Genomic DNA, 19,880 nt, shown 5'->3' with positions numbered 1-19,880 from the left:
GACCCTTTTACAGCCAGTTAACAGCATAAACGTACATTATGAAATCAAAATGAAATAAAAGGGAAGAAAAAAGGCCTTTTATCAGGACAGTTTCCGCTGTACCCGCTCATAAAAGCAGGTATCTGAGACCTTCACAAAACGTGCCGGAAACTTCGACTTTTTCAGTTTCACCACATCCTCCGGCCGGATCCTGTAGGACTTCTGCCCGTCGATAGCGACGACAGCTTCCTTTGAGGCTATAAGGCGCACGGTGAACTCACTGTCCGAAGGGATGACCCAGGGCCTTGAGGAAAGTTTAAAAGGAGCCACAGGTACGACAACGATGGCATTTACCCTGGGGTTTACGATCGGGCCGCCGGCGCTCATGGCATAGGCGGTGGAACCGGTGGGGGTTGCAAAAACCACGCCGTCCGCACGCATTTCTCCCAGGGGGCATTCATCCACGTTTACTTCGAACTGGATGATCTTTGCGGGCTTTGCGGACATGATTGCGACTTCGTTGGTGGCGGTATCGAGAATTTCTCCGTTCAGGTAGACGTCAACCCGCATTCTTTCGATATAGGAAAAACCGTAAAGTACTTCTTCTATAGCTTCAATCGCGTCCTCGGGTTCCACATCCACCAGAAAGCCGAGAGTGCCCATATTGATACCAAGGACGGGCAAAGGGTCTTTCATTTTGGCAATGTTCCGGAGAACGGTCCCGTCTCCCCCTACGCTTATGAGCAGTTCCACTCCCTCGGCCCTCATATCTTCAACCGAGACCCCTGGGATGCCCAGGACGTCCGCAGTGGCAGTGGAGACGAGTATTTCCACTTTCTGGCTGAAACCGTCCAGGATTTTCCTGACCATCCCCAGCACTTCAGGCCTGTCACAGCGGGATGCGACCCCTATTTTTTTGATAGACAAATTATCCCCTTGAAATCAGTTTTAAAAGTTTCCCATGCACATGTCCGTTGGAAGCGACCATATCCACCCTGTTCATAACATTGTCCGGAAGATTTAAATCCTCTCCGTATCCGTCCGTAACAAGCCCCCCGGCTTCCGTCAAAATGAGCTGCCCTGCAGCCACATCAGTCAGGCGAAGGGCCTGCCGGACGTCTACAAAGGCATCCAGCTTTCCGGACGCCACATAACAGAGTTCAAGCGCCACACTGCCCAGAAGCCTAACCCTCCGGACGTTTCTGTAGAGGTTAAACGTCTTTTCCGAGTTCTGCCGGTAGCCGTAAACACTGATGCAGGATTTTTTCAGGTCGGAGTTCCCGGAAGCCCGGATAGGTTTTCCGTTCAGGTATGCCCCTTTCCCGGCCTGGGCATAGTATTCCTCATCAATTGCCAGGTTCTTTACATAGCCGAAGTTTAGATCCGAAAGGTCCGGGGTAGCCACGGCTATCGAAACGTTGTAGAAGGGAATCCCGGTCGAGGCGTTGTAGGTCCCGTCCAGGGGGTCCAGGACAAGGGCAAATTCCGGGGACTTCCCTATTACCAGCTCACCCAGTTCCTCGCTGAGTATTCTCATGGACCTGCCGTCGGCTTTAAGAACCTCCACGATAGCGTCCTCGGCCGCAATGTCGATCTTCGTTGTGGGGGTCCCGTCGGCTCCCATGCAGACATACTTGCCTGCAGCCTCGGTCCCGGCAAGGTCGCAGGTGGCGTCCGAGGCGGCTTTAAAAGATTCTCTGCAAAGTTTTAAAAAATGGAAATCAGGATTCATATCTGTCAGGGCTTATATCCGTCAGGATTCATATCTCAGGATTCATATCTCAGGATTCATATCCCAGGACTCATATCCCAGGACTCATATCCCAGGATTCATTTCTGTCAGAGTTTATATCTGTCAGGACCGGGTCAGACCTTTCGTTTTCGGAGTTTCGGGTTCCGAAAAAAGGAGCCCCGGAAGGGGGCTCAGAGTCCGATTGCCTTATTCGTTTTCGCAATGGACTTTGCACCTTCACTTTCCAGTTCCATCATGGCCCGGATTGCGTCCACGTTTTCGGGGACAACATCGGATTCCTGGTGGATTGCCTGGAAGAAGTAGAGTTCCCCATCGTCGATGGTTATGGACTCGTCCCAGACACAGTTTTCCCACATATCGTTCCTGGGGCGTTTCAGGTCCCTTGCAACTTCAATGATCTCGGCAGTGGAAGTAATGCCCTGCCCGACAAAGCGGACCCTGGACTGGGCTCCCAGCACTTCTTTGACGTCCTCAGCCGTGCAGTCCTTTTCAAGTTCCATATTTATGGTGTGCAGGTGCATGAGAGTTGTCGGGATCTTCATGGCCATCGTGCTGATGTTGATATTCGGAAGCACGCTCTTTACGTCAGGCCCGTGGTGGGAAGGCAGCTTGATGGGGTTCGGGACAATTGCGTTGATCGGCCCCTTCTTTGCATCATTGGGGTCAGCGGCTCTGCGCACCAGAGTGATCCTCGCCTTCTTTACCCCGAATTCCCGGTCTATCGGGTATATGACCCTGCAAAGCCCGGTTGTGTTACAGGAAACAACCCTCACAAAGTCAAGCCCGAAAGCCCCTTCATAGTTGGAGACCGCATTAAAAGAAAAACCGGTAAGTTCATGGTCTTCCCCACCCTGCCAGATAGCTTTGACGCCTGCCTTTTCGTACACCGCCTTGTTACTTTCCCCCACCCCTCCGGGGGTGCAGTCCACGACCAGGTCGACTTTCCCGATCATGTCCTCAAGAGTCCCTGCTGCCGGGATCCCGGCCTTTTCAAAAGACTCCACCCTGTCGGCAAGGGTGTAAATATCATAGCCGAGCTGGGCAGCCACCGCAGCCTCATAGTTAGGCCTGGTCTTGGCAACCCCGATGATCTCCATATCGTCCTGTGCCTGGACAGCATCAGTTACTCTCTTACCGATGGTCCCGTATCCGTTTACTGCAATTTTAGCTTTTGACATTTATCATCCTTTCCTGTATAATCCTATCCTACCCCATTCAGGATATTTATGAAGAGTCAATTTTTTAACTGGTATAAGATTCCGGGCAGCTTCGGGAAAAACTTTAGTGTTATTTAGGGTGAACTGTCCGGTCCCTGACCTCAGGTTAATGATTAAACGCTTTTAAAGTGTTTGATTTAATCCCCTTTTTTGATTTTCAGATCAGGTAGTGGAAAATAGATTTGATTGGTTATATATGCTTTTCTTGAGGTGTTCGGTACTGAAGGGATTTGTGGGATTGGATCTCGTTCTTTGTAGAACTTTTTGGGGATATAGGTAAGGCGAATTTTTTGAACGCTTTTGCGCTTCCCACGCACACCCGTTTTCATCATTGGCAACATATAGAAATGAGCGAGTGTTTTTTGATTCTCACTTTTGAAATGCACGTCAAAAACGGAGTTCTTGTTTCCCCTGGGCCCGATATGGCACTTGCTTTTTGAACTGATCCTGCCTGTTATCTGTCTGTTATGACCTGCAAGAATTATAAATTTTTTATTATACTTATCCTGTATGCAACTCCCTAACTTCCCCAAGTACCGTTCACTTAAAACTCGAACTCTATCCCCTGGTTCTTCAGACTGTCTGAAATTTTCGCAGGCAATTCCGTAATTTGGCAAATTTCTGATTTATGATTTTTTCCTGCTGTTTTTCCCATCCCTTGAACTTCGGACAGTCAAACCGCTTCGGATACCCGCAGTTTTCCGCCTCTTCGCAGTCCGGGCAACACTCCGACTCAAACGTCTCGATCTTTAGAGAAGAGTGCTTCCCTCCTTCGATTCTGACCCATTTGATCTGTTCGTTGTCTCCCCCGCACACAGGGCAGGGACCGTAGAGTACGATTTTCCGGGGTCTGCGGGTTTTCTGCTCCCGCTTTGCATGGACTGTTCCGCAGTTTTCACAGGTCAGTTCCCAATCCTGCGGAATGATGAAAGGCTCTCCGTCCTTATCTATGTCCCAGAGCCTGCCCCTTGTATGGCATCCGAGCCCTGTCCACCGCCCAAAACACCAAGACTTGTCATATCTCGGGTTATCACATGTACACACCGTTGATCTATCTGTCATTTCACTTCCTCCTCACTGCTTTTCTTCCTCTACATACACCTTTATCCTTTTTCTCAGTTCTTCATCCCTGATGAAATCGAGCACGTCCTCAATGGGGACCCGCCACGCTTCCCTACAGAACCTACATGCCACGATTGAATTCAAACATAATACGAGAGCGTCGGAAAAGTCTGAAATCTATAACTTATTGCACACAGTCATTGAAATTTAAAGTAGTAAACCGACATCATGCGGAATTATTAAATATATGTACAATGATCAAATTGGGCAAATTTTAGGAAATTATGGACTTTTCCGACGCTATCTAGTACAGTTATGATTAACTTTGTATAAAAATTATATCACTTGGGGATTTGGGTGTTAATCTGGAGATCTGCCTTAAATTTAGTACCTAAAATTTTGACCATTGTTATTTACACCTGTGGAGGGACGATCTGATGGAGAAGTAGAGGGGGTGAAGGGGAGGTAGAATGGAGATGTGAGGGGGTTGAGATATGCCTGAATTATTGTAACCCGCAAGAATCATAACTTTATTATTATATTTCGCCGGCGGACTACTCTCCCACTTCCCCGAGTACCGTCCTCCAAAACCCGAACCCTATCCCCTGGCTCTCCGGACTGCCTGGAGTAGAAACCGATTGAAAGGCAGCTCGGAGTGGGACCGGGCAGTTTTAAGTTGTGCCTGATTTTGTGTATGGGGAAGTTTCGTTCGTGGAAGGGGTCGTGGGTGGAGAGTTCTTTGAGGAATTCGAGGGTAGAGGAAAAGAGGGAGGAGAATCACGCCTGATGCATAACTGTATTATTATATTTAGCCGGCGGACTGCTCCCTTACTTCCCCACCTACCGTCCTCTCCAACAACCGGAACCTCGAAAAACCCGGAACCCTGAGCCTCACTCCCGCACCTCAATAGCTATCCCGAACCTGTTTTCATCAAAAATAGGGAAATTGCCCTTTCCGGTCCTGATCACATAGCAATTCCTATCCCCGGGCTCTCCGAACTGCCTGGAGTAGAACCGATTGAAAGGCAGCTCGGAATTGAACCGGGAAATTTTAAGTTGTGCCTGGTTTTGTGTTTGGGGAAGTTTCGTTCGCAGGAGGGGCTGTTGTAGGTTGCGAAACCTTTGAAAATTCGGGGGAGGGGAAAAGAGAGGGGAAAAGAGAGGGGAAAAGAGAGGGGAAAAGAGAGGGGAAAAGAGAGGGGAAAAGAGAGGGGAAAAGAGAGGGGAAAACCGACTAATGCATAACTGTTTTATTATATTTCTCCGGCGGACTGCTCTCCAACTTCCCCGCTTACCGTCCCCAAAAACCCTATAATCCAAACCTCTAACATCTTTTCTGCATTTCAATAGGTTTCCCAAACATGTTTTCATCAAAAATGACGAAATTGAACTATAATTAATTCTACAGTTCTTAATTTTGATAGTCAACTAGCACATTTTTTTAAAAAACTTTCTTTTCGATACAATTTGCGGTAAAGATCCACAAAAGAACTTCTCAAAAAATAGCGAAACAAATTTAATGGAAAATTTGTATAGTGTTGCAGAGGAAAGCCGAGAAAATGGAGTCTGTCACAAGCATAGATATTATATGGTGAAGGAAAGGTGTTGCAAAGATGATGGACTTGCACCATGTATCAAAGCGATTACAATTTAGATAATGGAAGTTGTTAAAAATGACCAATATTGAAAAGGATTTTTTAAATGATCTCGACAAACAGCTCTGGAAGGCCGCCGACAAATTGCGATCTAACCTGGATGCCGCCAACTACAAACACATAGTGCTTGGGCTAATTTTCCTTAAATACGTGTCCGATGCCTTCGAAGAGCGCCAGCAAGAACTTATCGAGCTGTTTAAAAAAGACGATGAAGACAACATCTATTATCTGCCCCGCGAAGATTACGACAGCGACGAAGAATACAAGGAAGCCATAGAAGCCGAGCTGGAAATTGTCGACTACTACACCGAAAAAAACGTTTTTTGGGTACCCAAAACCGCCCGCTGGAACATCCTTAAAGAAAAAGCCACCCTTCCCACCAGCAGTGTGCTCTGGCAAGACGAAAATGGTGAAGATGTCAAACTGCGCTCCGTGGCATGGTTGATTGATAACGCCTTCGACGACATAGAAAAAGCCAACCCAAAGCTCAAAGGTATTCTCAACCGCATCAGCCAATACCAGTTGAATGACGACAAACTTATTGGCCTGATCAATGGATTTAGCCTTACCAGTTTTCATAACCCGGAGTACAAAGGCAAAAAACTTAGCCTGAAGTCCAAAGACATACTCGGCCACGTTTACGAATACTTTCTGGGTCAATTTGCCCTTGCCGAAGGCAAGCAGGGTGGTCAATATTACACACCCAAAGCCATTGTTACCTTGATCGTGGAAATGCTGGAACCTTACGAAGGCCGTGTATTCGACCCAGCCATGGGCAGCGGCGGTTTTTTTGTTTCCAGTGACAGATTCATTGAAGAACACGCCGGAGTAAAACACTACAAAGCTGCCGAACAGAGAAAACAAATTTCCATATACGGCCAGGAATCCAATCCCACCACCTGGAAACTCGCTGCCATGAACCTGGCCATTCGTGGTATTGACTTTAACTTTGGCAAAAAGAACGCCGACTCCTTTTTAGACGACCAGCACCCCGACCTGCGCGCGGACTTCGTGATGGCAAACCCACCCTTTAATATGAAGGAATGGTGGCACGAAAAGCTGGCTGACGACGTGCGCTGGACCGTTAATCACAACGGCGAAAAACGCATTCTCACCCCACCGGCGAGTAACGCTAACTTCGCATGGATGTTACACATGCTGTACCACCTGAGACCCACCGGCAGCATGGGGCTGTTATTGGCCAACGGTTCTATGAGCAGTAACGCCAATAATGAAGGTGAAATCCGTAAATCTCTGGTCGAGCTAGACCTGGTAGAATGTATGGTAGCACTACCGGGACAACTCTTTACCAACACCCAAATACCTGCATGTATCTGGTTTTTAACCAAAGATAAGAGTGCAAAGGACGGTAAAAGAGACAGAAGCGGTGAAATACTGTTTATTGATGCCCGTAACCTGGGTTACATGAAAGACCGTGTACTGCGGGATTTTAAGGCTGAAGATATCCAGCAAATCGCAAGTACCTTCCATAATTGGCAAAGAGAATGGTCAGAGGAAGATAACCAGGCTGGCTTTAGTTTTTCGGCAGATTTAGCGACGATTCAAAAGAACGACTTTGTACTCACCCCCGGCCGTTATGTGGGCGTAGAAGCGGAGGAAGATGACGGCATTCCCTTTGCCGATAAAATGAACTCACTCACCAGCCAGTTGAAAACTCAGTTTGAAGATAATGACAAACTGGAGGACCAGATTAAAAAGAATTTGGCGGGGTTGGGTTATGGATTCTAATTGGCCAGAGGTTTCGATTGACGAGCTAAAAGCTTCTTCAAAGAATGCTATTGCAATGGGACCATTTGGTTCTCGTATTAAAGTGGAAAATTTCGTTGAAGATGGGGTTCCCGTAATTAAAGGGGGAAATTTAACAGGAGATTTTATCGTAGAAGATAAATTCGATTTTTTAACTGAAGAAAAGGCCGATGAATTAAAAGCATCAAATGCATTTCGTAGAGATATCGTAATAACACACCGTGGCACAATAGGTCAGGTAGGGATTATTCCTGATGATTCTAAGTTTGAGCGTTACGTTGTTTCTCAAAGCCAATTAAAAGTCACTTTGGATCAAGAAAAAGTTAACCCTTATTTTATCTATTATTTTTTACGCTCTCCGGTGGGTCAGCATCGTTTACTAATGAATGCTTCTCAAGTTGGGGTGCCTGCCATAGCACAAGCATCGACGTCAGTGAAAAGTATTATGGTTCCTTATCCTGAAAAGGAAATTCAAAATAAAGTCGTAGAAATTATCCTCGGTCTGGATACTAAAATTCACAAAAATCGCCAAATCAACCAAACCCTCGAAACCATGGCGCAAGCTATGTTCAAAAGCTGGTTTGTGGATTTTGAGCCGGTCAAAGCCAAAATCGCCGCCATTGAAGCAGGTGAAGATGCAGAGGGTGTAATCCGCGCCGCCATGAGTGCCATCTCCGGCAAGACCGATGAAGAGTTAGACCAACTGCAAGCCGAACAGCCAGAACACTACACCCAACTCAAAACCACCGCCGAACTCTTTCCCTCCGCCATGCAGGATTCGGAATTAGGAAAAGTTCCTGATGGATGGGAAATTTCAAATTTTGGAAAAGTGTCTACATGCTTTGACAAAAATCGGATACCACTTTCGAAAAGGCAGAGAGAGCAAAAAAAAGGCTTAATTCCATATTACGGTGCTACATCCGTAATGGATTATGTCGATGAATCTATATTTGATGATATTTACCTTTTACTTGGTGAAGACGGTTCAGTTCTAAAAGATGATGGTTCGCCATTTATTCAATATATTTGGGGGAAATCTTGGGTAAATAATCATGCGCATGTGTTGCAAGGGGCTAATGGTGTATCTACTGAACATCTGATGCTGTTTATGCAAAGCCAGAATATAACTGCTTATGTAACAGGCGCAGTTCAGTTGAAGTTAAACCAAAAGAACATGAACAGCATTCCGTTTATTAATGCTGGTAAACCTATTAATGATGCCTTTTACTTCTCGATAGCTCCATTCTATGCATTTAAGAGAAATGATGAGGAAGAGATTAAAGGTTTAAGAAATCTCAGTGACATCCTTCTCCCAAAACTTCTCTCCGGTGAGCTTGAAGTAAATGCTATTAATGAAGCGGAGGGTTAAAAATGGATTTTCTAAAACCAAAATTTAATGAAGAGCTCGCCGCTGAGATTAATCCCAAAAACGGTAAGGTGAAAGTGGCAGGTTATTCGTGTACCCCTGACGTATTTTTAAAGGAAATGGACCCTACAAGTTACGATGCGGCATTTTCTGACTGGCTTGAGCAAAGAAAAGAAATGTGTTTAGCAAAAGCTGACGAGATTCTTGAATTACATGACAACCGGCCACGTTTTAATCGACTGAGAGAATCCTATCGGCGGGGGGCTGTCATTCCTTTTATTGGTGCTGGAATGTCGGTACCATGTGGTTATTCGGGGTGGACGAAATTTCTAAATAACCTTCGTAATGAAACGCGAGTTTCTGAAGAGTGTTTAAGCACTTTACTATCTGAGGGGAAATACGAGGAAGCTGCACAAACCCTGGCTGACGACATGCCCGCAGGAAGTTTCGATGAAGCCATAGAGAACGCTTTTGGTGATGATAAAGATTTAGAAGGTCCGATACAACTATTGCCTTATATTTTTGATACCAGTGTTATTACCACTAATTTTGATGATGTTATAAAACGTTGCTATGAAGCCACAGATTCATATTTTTTAGAAATTTTGTTGGGAACAGATGCTTGTGAGCTACCAAGATACCTTGGGAAAGGAAATAAAGTGCTGGTTAAATTACATGGTAAAGCCAATTCTGGCCGTCATCGGGTACTAACCTATTTAGAGTATGAGAAACACTATGGAACTCCACCGCGTATTCAAAATGTAATCGAGGCAATTAGCACTAAAACAACACTTCTTTTTTTAGGATGCAGTTTGGGCGTTGACCGTACAATTCAGACTTTAACCCAACTGGTAGAGGATAGAGGACATGATATCATACCTCGACATTATGCTTTTCTCAGCATTAGCGAAGAAGAAGATCGACTAAGACGGCGGGATGAGTTAGTAAAAGCCAATATTTTCCCGATTTGGTATCATGCTGATGAGGGTCATGACGAATGCATCGAAGCCCTGTTATATAAATTGGGAGAGGGGAGAATATAAAATGAACGAAGACCAACTAGAACAACTCTGCCTCGACTGGTTCCACGAGAACAGCTGGGATGTTTTATATGGCCCTGACATTGCTCCCGATTCAGACAAACCCGAACGCAGTGATTACCACAAGGTGGTGCTAAATCGTTATCTGCAAGAAGCCCTTGAGCGCATTAACCCACACCTGCCCAAAAGTTCCATTGAGCAGGCCGTAGCTCTTGTTTTAAAGTCCGATAGCCTGGATTTAAAAACCAATAACCACGCATTTCACCGCCTGTTATTGGAAGGTGTACCTATCGAACATCGCAAAGATGAAAAGACAATTTATGACCGTGCTTTTTTAATTGACTTTGAAAATCTGACCAATAATAGGTTTTTGGCGGTCAACCAGTTCACCATTCAAGGAACAAAACAGCCACGTCGCCCTGATATAGTCTGTTTTATAAATGGATTGCCTATTGCGGTATTGGAACTTAAAAGTCCCAAAGATGAAAACGTCGATATCTGGGATGCGTTTAATCAGTTACAAACTTATAAAGATGAAATCAGCGACCTTTTTGTGTTTAATGAAGCACTGGTTATAAGTGATGGCTATAACGCCCGTGTTGGCGCGTTGACGGCAAACCAGGAACGCTTTTCACCCTGGCGTGCTGTTAAGAACGAAGACGATAAGCCACTGTTAGAATGGCAGCTGGAAACCCTGGTGCGGGGTTTTTTCGACCGTGAGATGTTGCTTGACTACATCCGCTTTTTTGTGCTTTTTGAAAATGATGGTGGAGCAATCATCAAAAAAATTGCCGGTTACCACCAGTTCCATGCGGTTCGAGAAGCTGTAAGAGTCACGATAATTGCTGCACAGGAGTCGCTGGGGGTGGCAGAAAAGCGGGCAAGCTTTGGCGATGAGGTGGTGCCTGGCAGCAAAAAGGCCGGGGTGGTCTGGCATACCCAGGGCTCGGGTAAGAGCATTTCCATGTGTTGTTATGTCGGTAAGTTGTTGCAGCAACCGGAGATGAATAACCCTACCATAGTAGTGGTAACAGATCGCAATGACCTGGATGGTCAGCTGTTCCAAACATTCTCGAACGCCCAGGAACTATTTAAGCAAACGCCGGTGCAAGTCAACGACCGGGAGGAGTTGCGTCAGCTGCTTTCTGTGCGGGAATCTGGCGGCATTATTTTTACCACGGTACAAAAGTTTTCACCTTTGGAGGGCGAAGATGGCCATCCCATCTTAAACGACCGCCACAATATTGTGGTTATCTCCGATGAGGCACACCGCAGCCAGTATGGTCATAAAGGCCGCTATATAAATGTGAAAGATAAAGACAAAAATGTTATAGGTAAAAAGCTGGTATTCGGTTTTTCCCAGTACATGCGTGATTCCTTGCCCAATGCCTCGTTTATTGGTTTTACGGGTACGCCAATTGCCCTTGAAGACAAAGACACTCAATCAGTATTTGGGGGTTATGTTTCAATTTACGACATTCAAGACTCTGTAGATGATGGCGCAACAGTACCTATTTATTACGAGTCACGTTTGGCAAAGCTCGATTTAAACCATGCCGAAATTGAAAAGTTGTCTGATCAAGTTGAAGAAGTGGTGGAAGACGAAGAAGATGTGTCTAACCGCGAGAAAACAAAAGGTGAATGGAGCCGCTTAGAAAAACTGGTGGGGTCTGAGCCGCGCATTCAGCAAGTAGCTGCTGATCTGGTGGAACACTTTGAAGCACGCACGGACTCGATGGATGGCAAAGCCATGATTGTAGCCATGAGCCGCGATATTTGCGTGCATTTATACGATGCCATAGTGGAATTGCGCCCGGATTGGCATGATCCCGACCCCGACAAAGGTACGATTAAAATCGTGATGACCGGCTCGGCGTCTGACCGAAAATTGTTACAGCCGCACATCTACAATAAGAAAACTAAGAAAAAATTGGAAAAACGTTTTAAAGATATTAATGATCCTCTCAAGCTAGTGATTGTGCGGGATATGTGGCTCACCGGTTTTGATGTGCCCTGTTGTCATACTATGTATATCGACAAACCGATGAAAGGTCACAACCTGATGCAGGCAATTGCGCGGGTAAATCGGGTATTTAAGAATAAACCCGGTGGTCTGGTGGTGGATTACATTGGCATTGCCAATGATTTAAAGCAAGCATTGAAATCCTATACAGACGCCAAGGGGAGAGGCGCGCCCACGCTATACGCCGAAGAGGCTTTTTCGGTTTTGCTGGAAAAAATGGATGTGGTACGTGGGCTCTTCCATGGTTTTGATTACAGCGGCTTTGAATCCCAGGCCTACCAACTACTGGTACCAGCAGCAAACCATATTTTAGAGCTTAAAGATGGTAAAAAACGCTTTTTAGATGCGGTACTGGCGATTAACAAAGCCTATTCATTGTGTGGCACTCTGGATGAAGCCAAAGAATTACGTGCTGAGATAGCCTTTTTTTCAGCCATTAAAGCCGCTATTAGTAAATTCACCTCTGTCGATAAAAAGCTCACTCAGGAAGAGAAAAATTCGGTTCTCAAGCAGATTCTGGATAATGCCGTGGTTGCCGAAGGTGTAGCGGACGTGTTCGATCTGGCGGGGTTAGAGAAACCTAATATTGGTCTGCTGTCGGATGAGTTTTTGGAAGATGTTCGGCAGATGAAGTATCACAACCTGGCAGTAGAGCTACTGGAAAAACTGTTGAAAGACGAAATATATTCAAAAACCCGCAATAACGTGGTGCAGGAAAAGAAATACAGTGACCGTTTAAAAGAAACCTTACGGAAGTACAACAACCGTTCTATTGAAACTGCCCAGGTGATTGAAGAACTTATTCAGATGGCCAAGGAGTTTCAAGAGGTATTGAAGCGCGATGCTGAGCTTGGTCTGAACCCGGACGAGGTGGCATTTTATGACGCTCTGGCGAATAATGAAAGTGCAGTGCGTGAGTTGGGTGATGCAACTCTCAAAAAGATTGCCATAGAAATTACCGAAAAACTGCGCAAATCCACAACCGTGGATTGGCAGGTGCGCGATAGTGTAAGGGCTAAATTACGCATTCTTGTCCGCCGTACATTACAACGCTACAAGTACCCGCCGGATAAGGCACAGGAAGCCATTGAATTAGTACTGAAACAAGCTGAAGCCCTTTCAAACTCATGGACAAATTGAGGAGTATTGAGGTTGTAACAACGGTTAATCACTCAAAATTCCCAAAAGTAGTCTGAACCTTCCCCTTCATCGGGTTTTTCCCCTGCTTGAATTCTTCGATCTTGTCCGGGTTGTTAGCCAGGTATGCCAGGATGTCCCCATGGCATGGATCAGGCCAGCACCAGCAGACGAGAACCTTGCCTGACAATTCCCCGGGGATTGCTCTCAGGAGGTCCGGCTTTTTTCTCAGGTAGGCCTGGTGCTTTTGCAGCACTTCTTCCCTGGTCCCGTCCTTGCCGATTGCAAAAGGGCTGCCCCATTTCGTTGTACGGTCGATTGTGACGGCGTTTTCTTCCCCATAGATCGACTTGCAGCGCTCAAGTTCCTTTGTCTGGTTTTTCCTTTTGCTTCGGACGAGGGTTTCTTTGACTTCAGCCATGTTATCTACGGGTAAAGATTACGGTTTCTATAAAATATAAACTGTAGTTTTGATACTCACATTTATTCAGTTGTCTCAAAAATAACTTTATTTTGAAAGCGGGGTCGAAAGCTGAGTCAAGACTGATTGTTGTGAAAAATAAGGCAGGGAAGGGCGGCGGAACTAGTACATCGATTACATAATTTGAGAATAAACCACGGAAAAGTACGGAAGGACACGGAAACCGGCCCGTCGGACAGTGGATTACCGGGTAACTGAAATGACTATTTCAAAACCCGAATTCTGCTACACTCAAACAGATTGAAAAATGCCATAGAAACCTTAATTGCCGTCTTCAGGCCGTTCTTTTTTCCGTGTGTTTCCGTGTCTTCCGTGGTTTTAATCTTAATTTGAGATTATTTAGAGAATTTTTTGCTACCTCGTTATTTATGAATATAATTTGGAATCGCAGTACTAGAAAGTGATCAGCGGAAAATGAAGAGCCGGGAGGGAGGGTAGGAGGAGCCGCCCGAGAAATATATAAAAAAAGTTATAGTAATCCTCTTGAGGGAGCGAAGCGAGCGGGGAAAAGAAAAAGCGATCGGCTAAAAAGGAATGACGATTGGGTATAAAAATTATGCAACAATCTCGTCAAAGCTCAGTTCTCCGGCGGCTACGGGATGCAAGAGTAGTTTGGACTCGTGGAACTTTTTCATGACCACGTCTATTTTTCTTGAAACTTCCGGAGTATAGTAGGCTTCTCCGCAGTTTTCACAGACATAGGCGGAAACATCTTTAATGGCAATGAACTGCTCTCCAACTTTTGCCACAAACTCGGTTTTACCTTCGACGAGTTTACCTTTACAAAAACTGCACCTGTCAGGTTTCATTTTTGATCTCTCCTTAATACGTGGTCTATCCGTTTATTGTTTTCCGGGATGTACACCGTGATTATTCTTATATGGCCTTCACATTCTGCTACCACAACATGGCAGGGTCTACCTTCAGAATACGCAAAAAAAAGCTGATGGACATGGCTCGTCTTCAGGGTATTCCTCAATAATCTGCCCCTGAAGTATAACCTCTTTTATGCTTTAAGTGGAGATGTTCCTTTGAAACATGCGGCTTCGAGCATGGTTTGAAACAATGAAAGCGTCTTCTTTAAGAAAATACTTTAATTTACCATGGCTGACACTCATTTCTACCCCATCATGAACCCAATAATAAACTTATAACCCTGGTTTTAAAATTTTAAGTGGATAAATTTGCAGGTGGGGGATTTTTTATGAGCTCTGGACCTCCCATCCCCTGGCAGTTAAGTTATTTGCATGGGCTATTCCTGTAGTTGATGGGGCGGCATTTCCGCTTAGATCCAGATACCCATGATGAGTATTATAAGAATCCAGTGTTTGGAGTACCCCGTCTACTGCTGTTTGGTCCAGTGAATTACGGCTGGCATTTAAATGAATTAAACCGGGGTCATCGGAAATATCCAGACTTGTGAGTTCATTATTATAAATTTGCACAACAGCTCTTCTACCAGCAGGGAAACACCCGGATAAATCAGCGGCACTATAATGGTTATCGTATGCCCGAACTTTGTATAAATATTTGGAATCCAGGCATAGAGTCCCGCTTTGATTCCCGTTCCAAACAAAATAATCTTCCAGGACCGGGAACTGGCCGGATGGTAATGCGCCGGTCATACGTGGGTTAGCCCCAATACATACATGCCACATATTAGCCCCTGTAGTGCCCCAATTTATTGTATATGTTGAACTTCTCTGGGATGCTCCGCGAAGGTCAGCCAGGGCAGGAGCCTCTGATAGGTCAAGATAAGAAATCTTGCATCTTTCGAGGCAAAGCCTGGTCAGGGATGGAACGTTACTGAGCCTGATGCTGGTCAATGATATACAATAAAAACACTCAATCGTATGCAGTTCCGTGAAGTTACTGAAATCCAGCTCAGCTATCGGATTATAACTCGAAGCCCATACCTGGAGGTACGGTGCAACATTTTCCAAACCGGTAACAGCTATTACATTCTGTTGTTCCAGATTTTCGATTGTACCGGGACCTGGAGTTACTCCCCCATCCGAACCATCATAACCTATATTGATCTTAGTTACTGCACTCCATGGTGTTACTACCAGAGTGTTTGATCTTGTCCCCTTTGAAGCAAAATTTACAGTAGGAGCCGGAGAATCGGATGTTGAACCGTCCCCAAATACCCATTTAATTTCAGGATTACCCGTAACTGTGATAATTGGTGAAAATGATGAACCGGTAGTAACAAACGTAATACTTGCTTCGGGTGCTGGAGCTATCACCTCTGCATCCGGACTGGAGCTTGAATTGCTCTTATCCGATTCAGGTGCTGGAGGTATCACCTCTACATTTGGACTGGAGCTTGAATTGTTCTTATCCGAACCTGAACTCATACACCCCGGAGTCGAAACAACTAAAATAATAATGGCTAATAATCCTGCAAATTTAATCCCGGAAACTCTATTGGGAAATCGCATAACAGATCTCCTGATATTATTTACTTTGAGATTGTTTTTTCTGAAAAGTTACATTATTTTCGAATAAAGTGAGCTTAGAAAATACTTTACATTTAAGGCATTTGCAAATGAGCTGCCAATTATAGTCAATGACCCAAATTCCCCCCCAATCTCAAGTGATAGTTTAGCCACAGAAAGCACAAAAAGCACGGAAAACACAGAAATAAGGAAATAGGTGCACAGTCCTTCCATGCTTTCTGTATCTTTCGTGGTTATAAAGTAATTGTAAATATTTACGTTCGGAACTATAAATATGTTTCAATGAACAATTGATTCTGAAAACCTTTGATAACGTTTACATATACTCGAATCTTCCCCGGTCCCGTCCTTGCCTATTGCAAAGGGCTGCCCCATTTCGTGGTACGGTCGATTGTTACGGCGTTCTCTTCCCCATAGATCGGCCTGCATCGCTCAAATTCCTTTGTCTGTTTTTTCCTTTTGCTTCTGACGATACTTTCTTTTAAGCCCGTAAAAAACAGGAAATGAGAATTCCGGGGCTCTGGAATTCAGCTCAAAAACTTCGTTTCATTTAAGCCCGTTAAAAAAACAGGAAATGAGAATTCCGGGACTCTGGAATTCAGCTCAAAAACTTCGTTTTCCTTCAGGGAATACGGTTTCACTTTGCCAGAAGCAGGGCTTCTCCGCTTGAAAAGTTAATTTCTTTGATTGAACCCGTAACCGTCATCCTCTCCCCGAGAATCCCGGTAAGCTCAATCGAGTCGCCTTCAACCACTATTTTTGCTACGGATTCCATAACCTGTTCGCGTTCTTCTCCACGAAGCATAATGACGTTCAGCTCACACATTTTACAGTTCTCCCTTTACTTCATTTATTTACGTTTTTTTATTTGCGCTTTTCTATTTACGTTTTGTTTAAGTTGCGTTTTGTTTAAGTTGCAATTTCATTGTTACATTATATTAACTGTATATATTTAGAAACCCGGAACAATAAAAAGGTGCCGGAAAAAAATCAACAGGATGACCGACAGGATAATTGGCAGGATAATTGGCAGGATGATTGACAGGATGACCGACAGGATAATTGGCAGGATGATTGACAGGATGGTCAGCAGGATGATTGACAGGATGGTCAGCAGGATAATTGGCAGGATGGTCGGCAGGATAAGCGGAAGGATTGGCAGGATAAGCGGGAGGATGATTTGCAGAATATGAACTGTCGGTTTGCCAGCGAAAAACTATGGTTGCTGCAGGCCACGCTGCAGCAGGGAATTTAAAGCCGCGTCCCGAAGGTCACGGGCAGTTCATCAGTTTTGCAACGGACAGGCCTTCTTCCACGTCCAGGGAGTCCGCAACACATTCGCATTTTGTAAGGAGGAGGTAGGCAATGGGCCCGAAGTTGTGTTCGGAGAGGGTCTCGTAGTTTGCCATGCCCTTGCTGATGATGAGGGTTGCGTTTTTCATGGCCTCCAGCAACTCATTGGGAGCTTCCTCAACAAGGACACCTATAGCGTTGGAACCGGTGGTAAGGACCCTGTCGACCTTTTTATCGATCTCGTATTTCCGGACATCTTCCATGGTCACGTCGGTAAGAATTGGACCACCACGGACCACGAGGGTGATTTTTCCGCCGAGCTTTTTGATGATTTCAAAGACAAAGATGTCAAAGAGGATCTCCCCGCAGTTGTCGGCAATATAGACAACGTCTTCCATTAGCCCGAGCATCTTCCGGGTCTCGTCCACATCGAGCCCTTGCTCGAAGTATTTCTGGAAGGCAGCCTCAAACTTGTCCTCGCTGGCATCAAAGCCCATGATCCCGAAGTCAAAGTAGTTCGCAATAACGGAGGCAAGCACGGCCCGCTTGAAAACTTCCGCGTCATCGGGGTTTCCTTCGTAAATTTTCTCCCTTGCGAAGGGCAGGACTTTTTCCGCAGCCTGGTTGATCAGTTTCTTGGTAACGGCATAAGGGTCGTTGTCCCCCAGGACTTCATAGCATTTCCTGTGGACTTTGGTGGCAACAACGGAAGAAACGGCATCAGGGCTATAGTTATCATTCAGAACGCAGAGACACTCACGAATTGTTTTGTTTATCAGGTCTTCGTCGTCCGTGGACAGCTTGGACTGGAAGTGCACTCTGGAAAGCATACAGTAAGTACATCGTGGGCTCATTTTCATGGGAACATTACCTGTTTTTTGAGTAAAATGATAGATTTTTCCGGGATGTTTATGTATATTTGTTAGAAATGTAATATGAAGCTACGCAAACTAAAGAAAGTTAAACCTTTAAAAAGATACCCAAATCAGGGAGAATATGTGGCAAAACCCATTATTCTAACCGGGACAAATTATTTATCCCGGATGAATAAAAAAGGTGCAAAAGCAAATTCTTTATATCTGATATCTAAATTAATTTATAATGAAACCAGGAATCCCGAAACACCGCCTCTTTTCAGCGGCAATCCTTTTTGCAGCTGCCTCTGTTTTTTTCGCAATATTTTCCTGCCCGGCCTTCGCCCTTACCGAAGTGGAAATAAGCCCGGTGCAGACCCCTAACGGAGCCGTACTCTTTATCGCAGACGGCATGAGTGCTCCTTTCGTATATCCCGAACTGACCCCTTACGCCCTGGACGGCAGTCCCCTTGAAAGAGCCAGGCTTGAAGCGATTCCCGAAATCAGCAAAGAGAGCGCAAAAGTCCTGGAACTCCGAGTCCCACAGACCTTCACGGGAGGTGGACATTCGGTCCTGGTTACGGGGAACCCCGGGGCGGACAGTGAAATGGTTAGCTTCAGGGACGCCACTCTTTTTGATGTTTTGCATGAGCAGGGCTACCTTTGCATAGGGGTGATGGAAAAGGGGGATTCCTGGTCAATCTGCGCCGAGCATGACGCCATCCTGAGAGACGAAAAAAACTCAATTAGTAAACTGGCGCCCACCCTTGAGAGCTACGAACACAACCCTGGGCCTTCGAAAGTCCCGCCAGGGCTGCTTGTACTTATGGAAGAAAAGGCAGCCGGGGCTCCCGGCTATGTGAGCTCGAAAGAGGCAGGGGAAAGGTACAGCGGGTACAACAGGTGGGGCATCGATACGGCCTATGCCCTTGTGGAATACATAGCCGAGGAATATCCCGGACAGAAATACCTGCTCACGGTCAACGTGGGAGCCGTGGACATGAGTGGGCACTACCGCGGCAACTACGGATACCTGGACTGCATCGAAAACCTGGACGCTGACCTTATGCCCCTCTACGAACTCTGCAAGAGAAATGATATCGCATTCATCCTGACCGCCGACCACGGGATGGCTTTTCCAACAGAAGATTCCAGGGGAGGGCACCAGGGCGAAAAATACTCCGTATCCGATGAAGCCCAGCTGGTCCCCCTGATAATCCGGGCCCCGGATGTGGAAAGAGGAGTGATAAAAGGGGAATTCGGGCAGGAAGATGTAGCTCCGACCCTGCTGGGAGTCCTCAACGTCCCCGGAAAGCCCCGCTTTGCCGACGGGGAGCAGATTGTGCTCAAAAGCTACGTGAACCTGGAGGTAAAACTGCCCGGGGAAGGCTCCGTAGAACTCCTGAAAGCCGGGAAACCTGTAGCTTCCCCTAGGAATGATGACGAGTTTCTTTTCCTGGGCCTTGAACCGGACTTCACCTACACGGTAAGAGCTACCTTTGAAGGCGAAAACGGCCAGGAAGAAAAAGAAGAAGAACTATTTCTGGAAACCGACTCTGTTATCGAATTCAGGAACCTTGAGCTGAAACCCGGAGCCGACGATGGTTCCGGAATTGAGAGCGCCACCGCCAGTGAAGCCCGGATTGGGAGTTGTTCAGGCACGGGAAACAATGGAATATTTGGAATAGATTTCAGGCAACTTATAGGCTATTTCCTGATAGGGATAATAAATCTGACCGGGCTGGTAGTTATTGGAAAAATTCTGAAAAAAACCTGAAAGATCTGAATGAA

General features: G+C 45.7%; 17 protein-coding genes and 1 pseudogene. 8 read left to right on the top strand and 10 right to left on the bottom strand.

Translation table 11 applies throughout. From position 1 onward, the window contains the following. Window positions 1-81: 81 nt before the first annotated feature. From MSMTP_RS07460 to MSMTP_RS07440, 4 genes are all read right to left on the bottom strand, one after another. A complete protein-coding gene (locus MSMTP_RS07460; RefSeq protein ID WP_048178478.1) occupies window positions 82-906 on the bottom strand; it encodes an NAD(+)/NADH kinase in 825 nt (274 codons plus the stop codon). Between the two features lies 1 nt (window position 907). Continuing rightward, window positions 908-1,711 (bottom strand): bifunctional fructose-bisphosphatase/inositol-phosphate phosphatase, encoded by an 804-nt coding sequence (locus MSMTP_RS07455; RefSeq protein WP_048178477.1) that lies wholly within the window; start codon window positions 1,709-1,711, stop codon window positions 908-910. Between the two features lie 191 nt (window positions 1,712-1,902). Further along, window positions 1,903-2,910, bottom strand: coding sequence for a type II glyceraldehyde-3-phosphate dehydrogenase (locus MSMTP_RS07450; protein ID WP_048178476.1), 1,008 nt, complete (start codon window positions 2,908-2,910; stop codon window positions 1,903-1,905). Window positions 2,911-3,522: 612 nt separating this feature from the next. Beyond that, window positions 3,523-4,011 (bottom strand): hypothetical protein, encoded by a 489-nt coding sequence (locus tag MSMTP_RS07440; RefSeq protein WP_156153728.1) that lies wholly within the window; start codon window positions 4,009-4,011, stop codon window positions 3,523-3,525. A gap of 678 nt (window positions 4,012-4,689) precedes the next feature. On the opposite strand from MSMTP_RS07440, the gene MSMTP_RS19095 reads away from it, so the two are divergent. The 6 genes from MSMTP_RS19095 (at window position 4,690) to MSMTP_RS07415 (ending at window position 13,002) form a co-directional block, all read left to right on the top strand. Beyond that, the gene (locus tag MSMTP_RS19095) at window positions 4,690-4,899 is read left to right on the top strand and encodes a hypothetical protein (protein ID WP_156153727.1); all 210 of its coding nucleotides are present in this window, start codon (window positions 4,690-4,692) and stop codon (window positions 4,897-4,899) included. A gap of 234 nt (window positions 4,900-5,133) precedes the next feature. Then, the gene (locus MSMTP_RS20180; protein WP_255351024.1) at window positions 5,134-5,256 is read left to right on the top strand and encodes a hypothetical protein; all 123 of its coding nucleotides are present in this window, start codon (window positions 5,134-5,136) and stop codon (window positions 5,254-5,256) included. A gap of 428 nt (window positions 5,257-5,684) precedes the next feature. Next, window positions 5,685-7,415 carry a class I SAM-dependent DNA methyltransferase gene (locus MSMTP_RS07430; RefSeq protein WP_048178472.1) on the top strand — a complete coding sequence of 577 codons (1,731 nt, stop codon included), beginning with the start codon at window positions 5,685-5,687 and terminating at the stop codon, window positions 7,413-7,415. Beyond that, complete coding sequence (locus MSMTP_RS07425; RefSeq protein ID WP_052718308.1) at window positions 7,405-8,802, top strand: restriction endonuclease subunit S; 1,398 nt, start codon at window positions 7,405-7,407, stop codon at window positions 8,800-8,802. Before MSMTP_RS07430 ends, MSMTP_RS07425 begins: the two co-directional genes overlap by 11 nt. A gap of 2 nt (window positions 8,803-8,804) precedes the next feature. Further along, window positions 8,805-9,842, top strand: a complete 1,038-nt coding sequence (locus tag MSMTP_RS07420; RefSeq protein WP_048178471.1) for an SIR2 family protein — start codon at window positions 8,805-8,807, stop codon at window positions 9,840-9,842. A gap of 1 nt (window position 9,843) precedes the next feature. Further along, on the top strand, window positions 9,844-13,002 hold the full coding sequence (locus tag MSMTP_RS07415; protein WP_048178470.1) for a type I restriction endonuclease subunit R: 3,159 nt from the start codon (window positions 9,844-9,846) through the stop codon (window positions 13,000-13,002). Between the two features lie 28 nt (window positions 13,003-13,030). Here the strand turns inward: MSMTP_RS07415 and MSMTP_RS18460 are convergent, their stop codons facing one another. The 5 genes and pseudogenes from MSMTP_RS18460 to MSMTP_RS07395 all read right to left on the bottom strand — a co-directional run bounded on the left by MSMTP_RS18460 (window position 13,031) and on the right by MSMTP_RS07395 (window position 16,768). Continuing rightward, window positions 13,031-13,420: a DUF4326 domain-containing protein gene (locus tag MSMTP_RS18460; RefSeq protein WP_082090539.1), complete on the bottom strand. Its 390-nt coding sequence runs from the start codon at window positions 13,418-13,420 to the stop codon at window positions 13,031-13,033. 614 nt (window positions 13,421-14,034) lie between these two features. Then, entirely contained in the window at window positions 14,035-14,289 is a 255-nt protein-coding gene (locus MSMTP_RS07405; RefSeq protein WP_048178469.1) for a type II toxin-antitoxin system MqsA family antitoxin, read from the bottom strand. Then, window positions 14,286-14,478: pseudogene (locus tag MSMTP_RS20355) on the bottom strand (DUF4258 domain-containing protein). Before MSMTP_RS20355 ends, MSMTP_RS07405 begins: the two are co-directional and overlap by 4 nt. 204 nt (window positions 14,479-14,682) lie before the next feature. Beyond that, window positions 14,683-15,924: a hypothetical protein gene (locus MSMTP_RS07400; protein WP_048178468.1), complete on the bottom strand. Its 1,242-nt coding sequence runs from the start codon at window positions 15,922-15,924 to the stop codon at window positions 14,683-14,685. 655 nt (window positions 15,925-16,579) lie between these two features. Then, window positions 16,580-16,768, bottom strand: a complete 189-nt coding sequence (locus tag MSMTP_RS07395; RefSeq protein WP_048178467.1) for a CooT family nickel-binding protein — start codon at window positions 16,766-16,768, stop codon at window positions 16,580-16,582. 172 nt (window positions 16,769-16,940) lie between these two features. Here MSMTP_RS07395 and MSMTP_RS07390 point away from each other — a divergent pair, with 172 nt between their 5' ends. Beyond that, the gene (locus tag MSMTP_RS07390; RefSeq protein WP_048178466.1) at window positions 16,941-17,135 is read left to right on the top strand and encodes a hypothetical protein; all 195 of its coding nucleotides are present in this window, start codon (window positions 16,941-16,943) and stop codon (window positions 17,133-17,135) included. A gap of 78 nt (window positions 17,136-17,213) precedes the next feature. On the opposite strand, the gene MSMTP_RS07385 is transcribed toward MSMTP_RS07390, so the two are convergent. After that, entirely contained in the window at window positions 17,214-18,095 is an 882-nt protein-coding gene (locus tag MSMTP_RS07385; RefSeq protein ID WP_048178465.1) for a DUF89 domain-containing protein, read from the bottom strand. A gap of 241 nt (window positions 18,096-18,336) precedes the next feature. Here MSMTP_RS07385 and MSMTP_RS07380 point away from each other — a divergent pair, with 241 nt between their 5' ends. Continuing rightward, window positions 18,337-19,866 (top strand): sulfatase-like hydrolase/transferase, encoded by a 1,530-nt coding sequence (locus tag MSMTP_RS07380; RefSeq protein ID WP_048178464.1) that lies wholly within the window; start codon window positions 18,337-18,339, stop codon window positions 19,864-19,866. Window positions 19,867-19,880 lie beyond the last annotated feature (14 nt).

The sequence above is a fragment of the Methanosarcina sp. MTP4 genome, assembly GCF_000970045.1.
Classification (GTDB): Archaea; Halobacteriota; Methanosarcinia; order Methanosarcinales; family Methanosarcinaceae; genus MTP4.
This window is presented reverse-complemented; position numbering and strand designations above follow the sequence as displayed.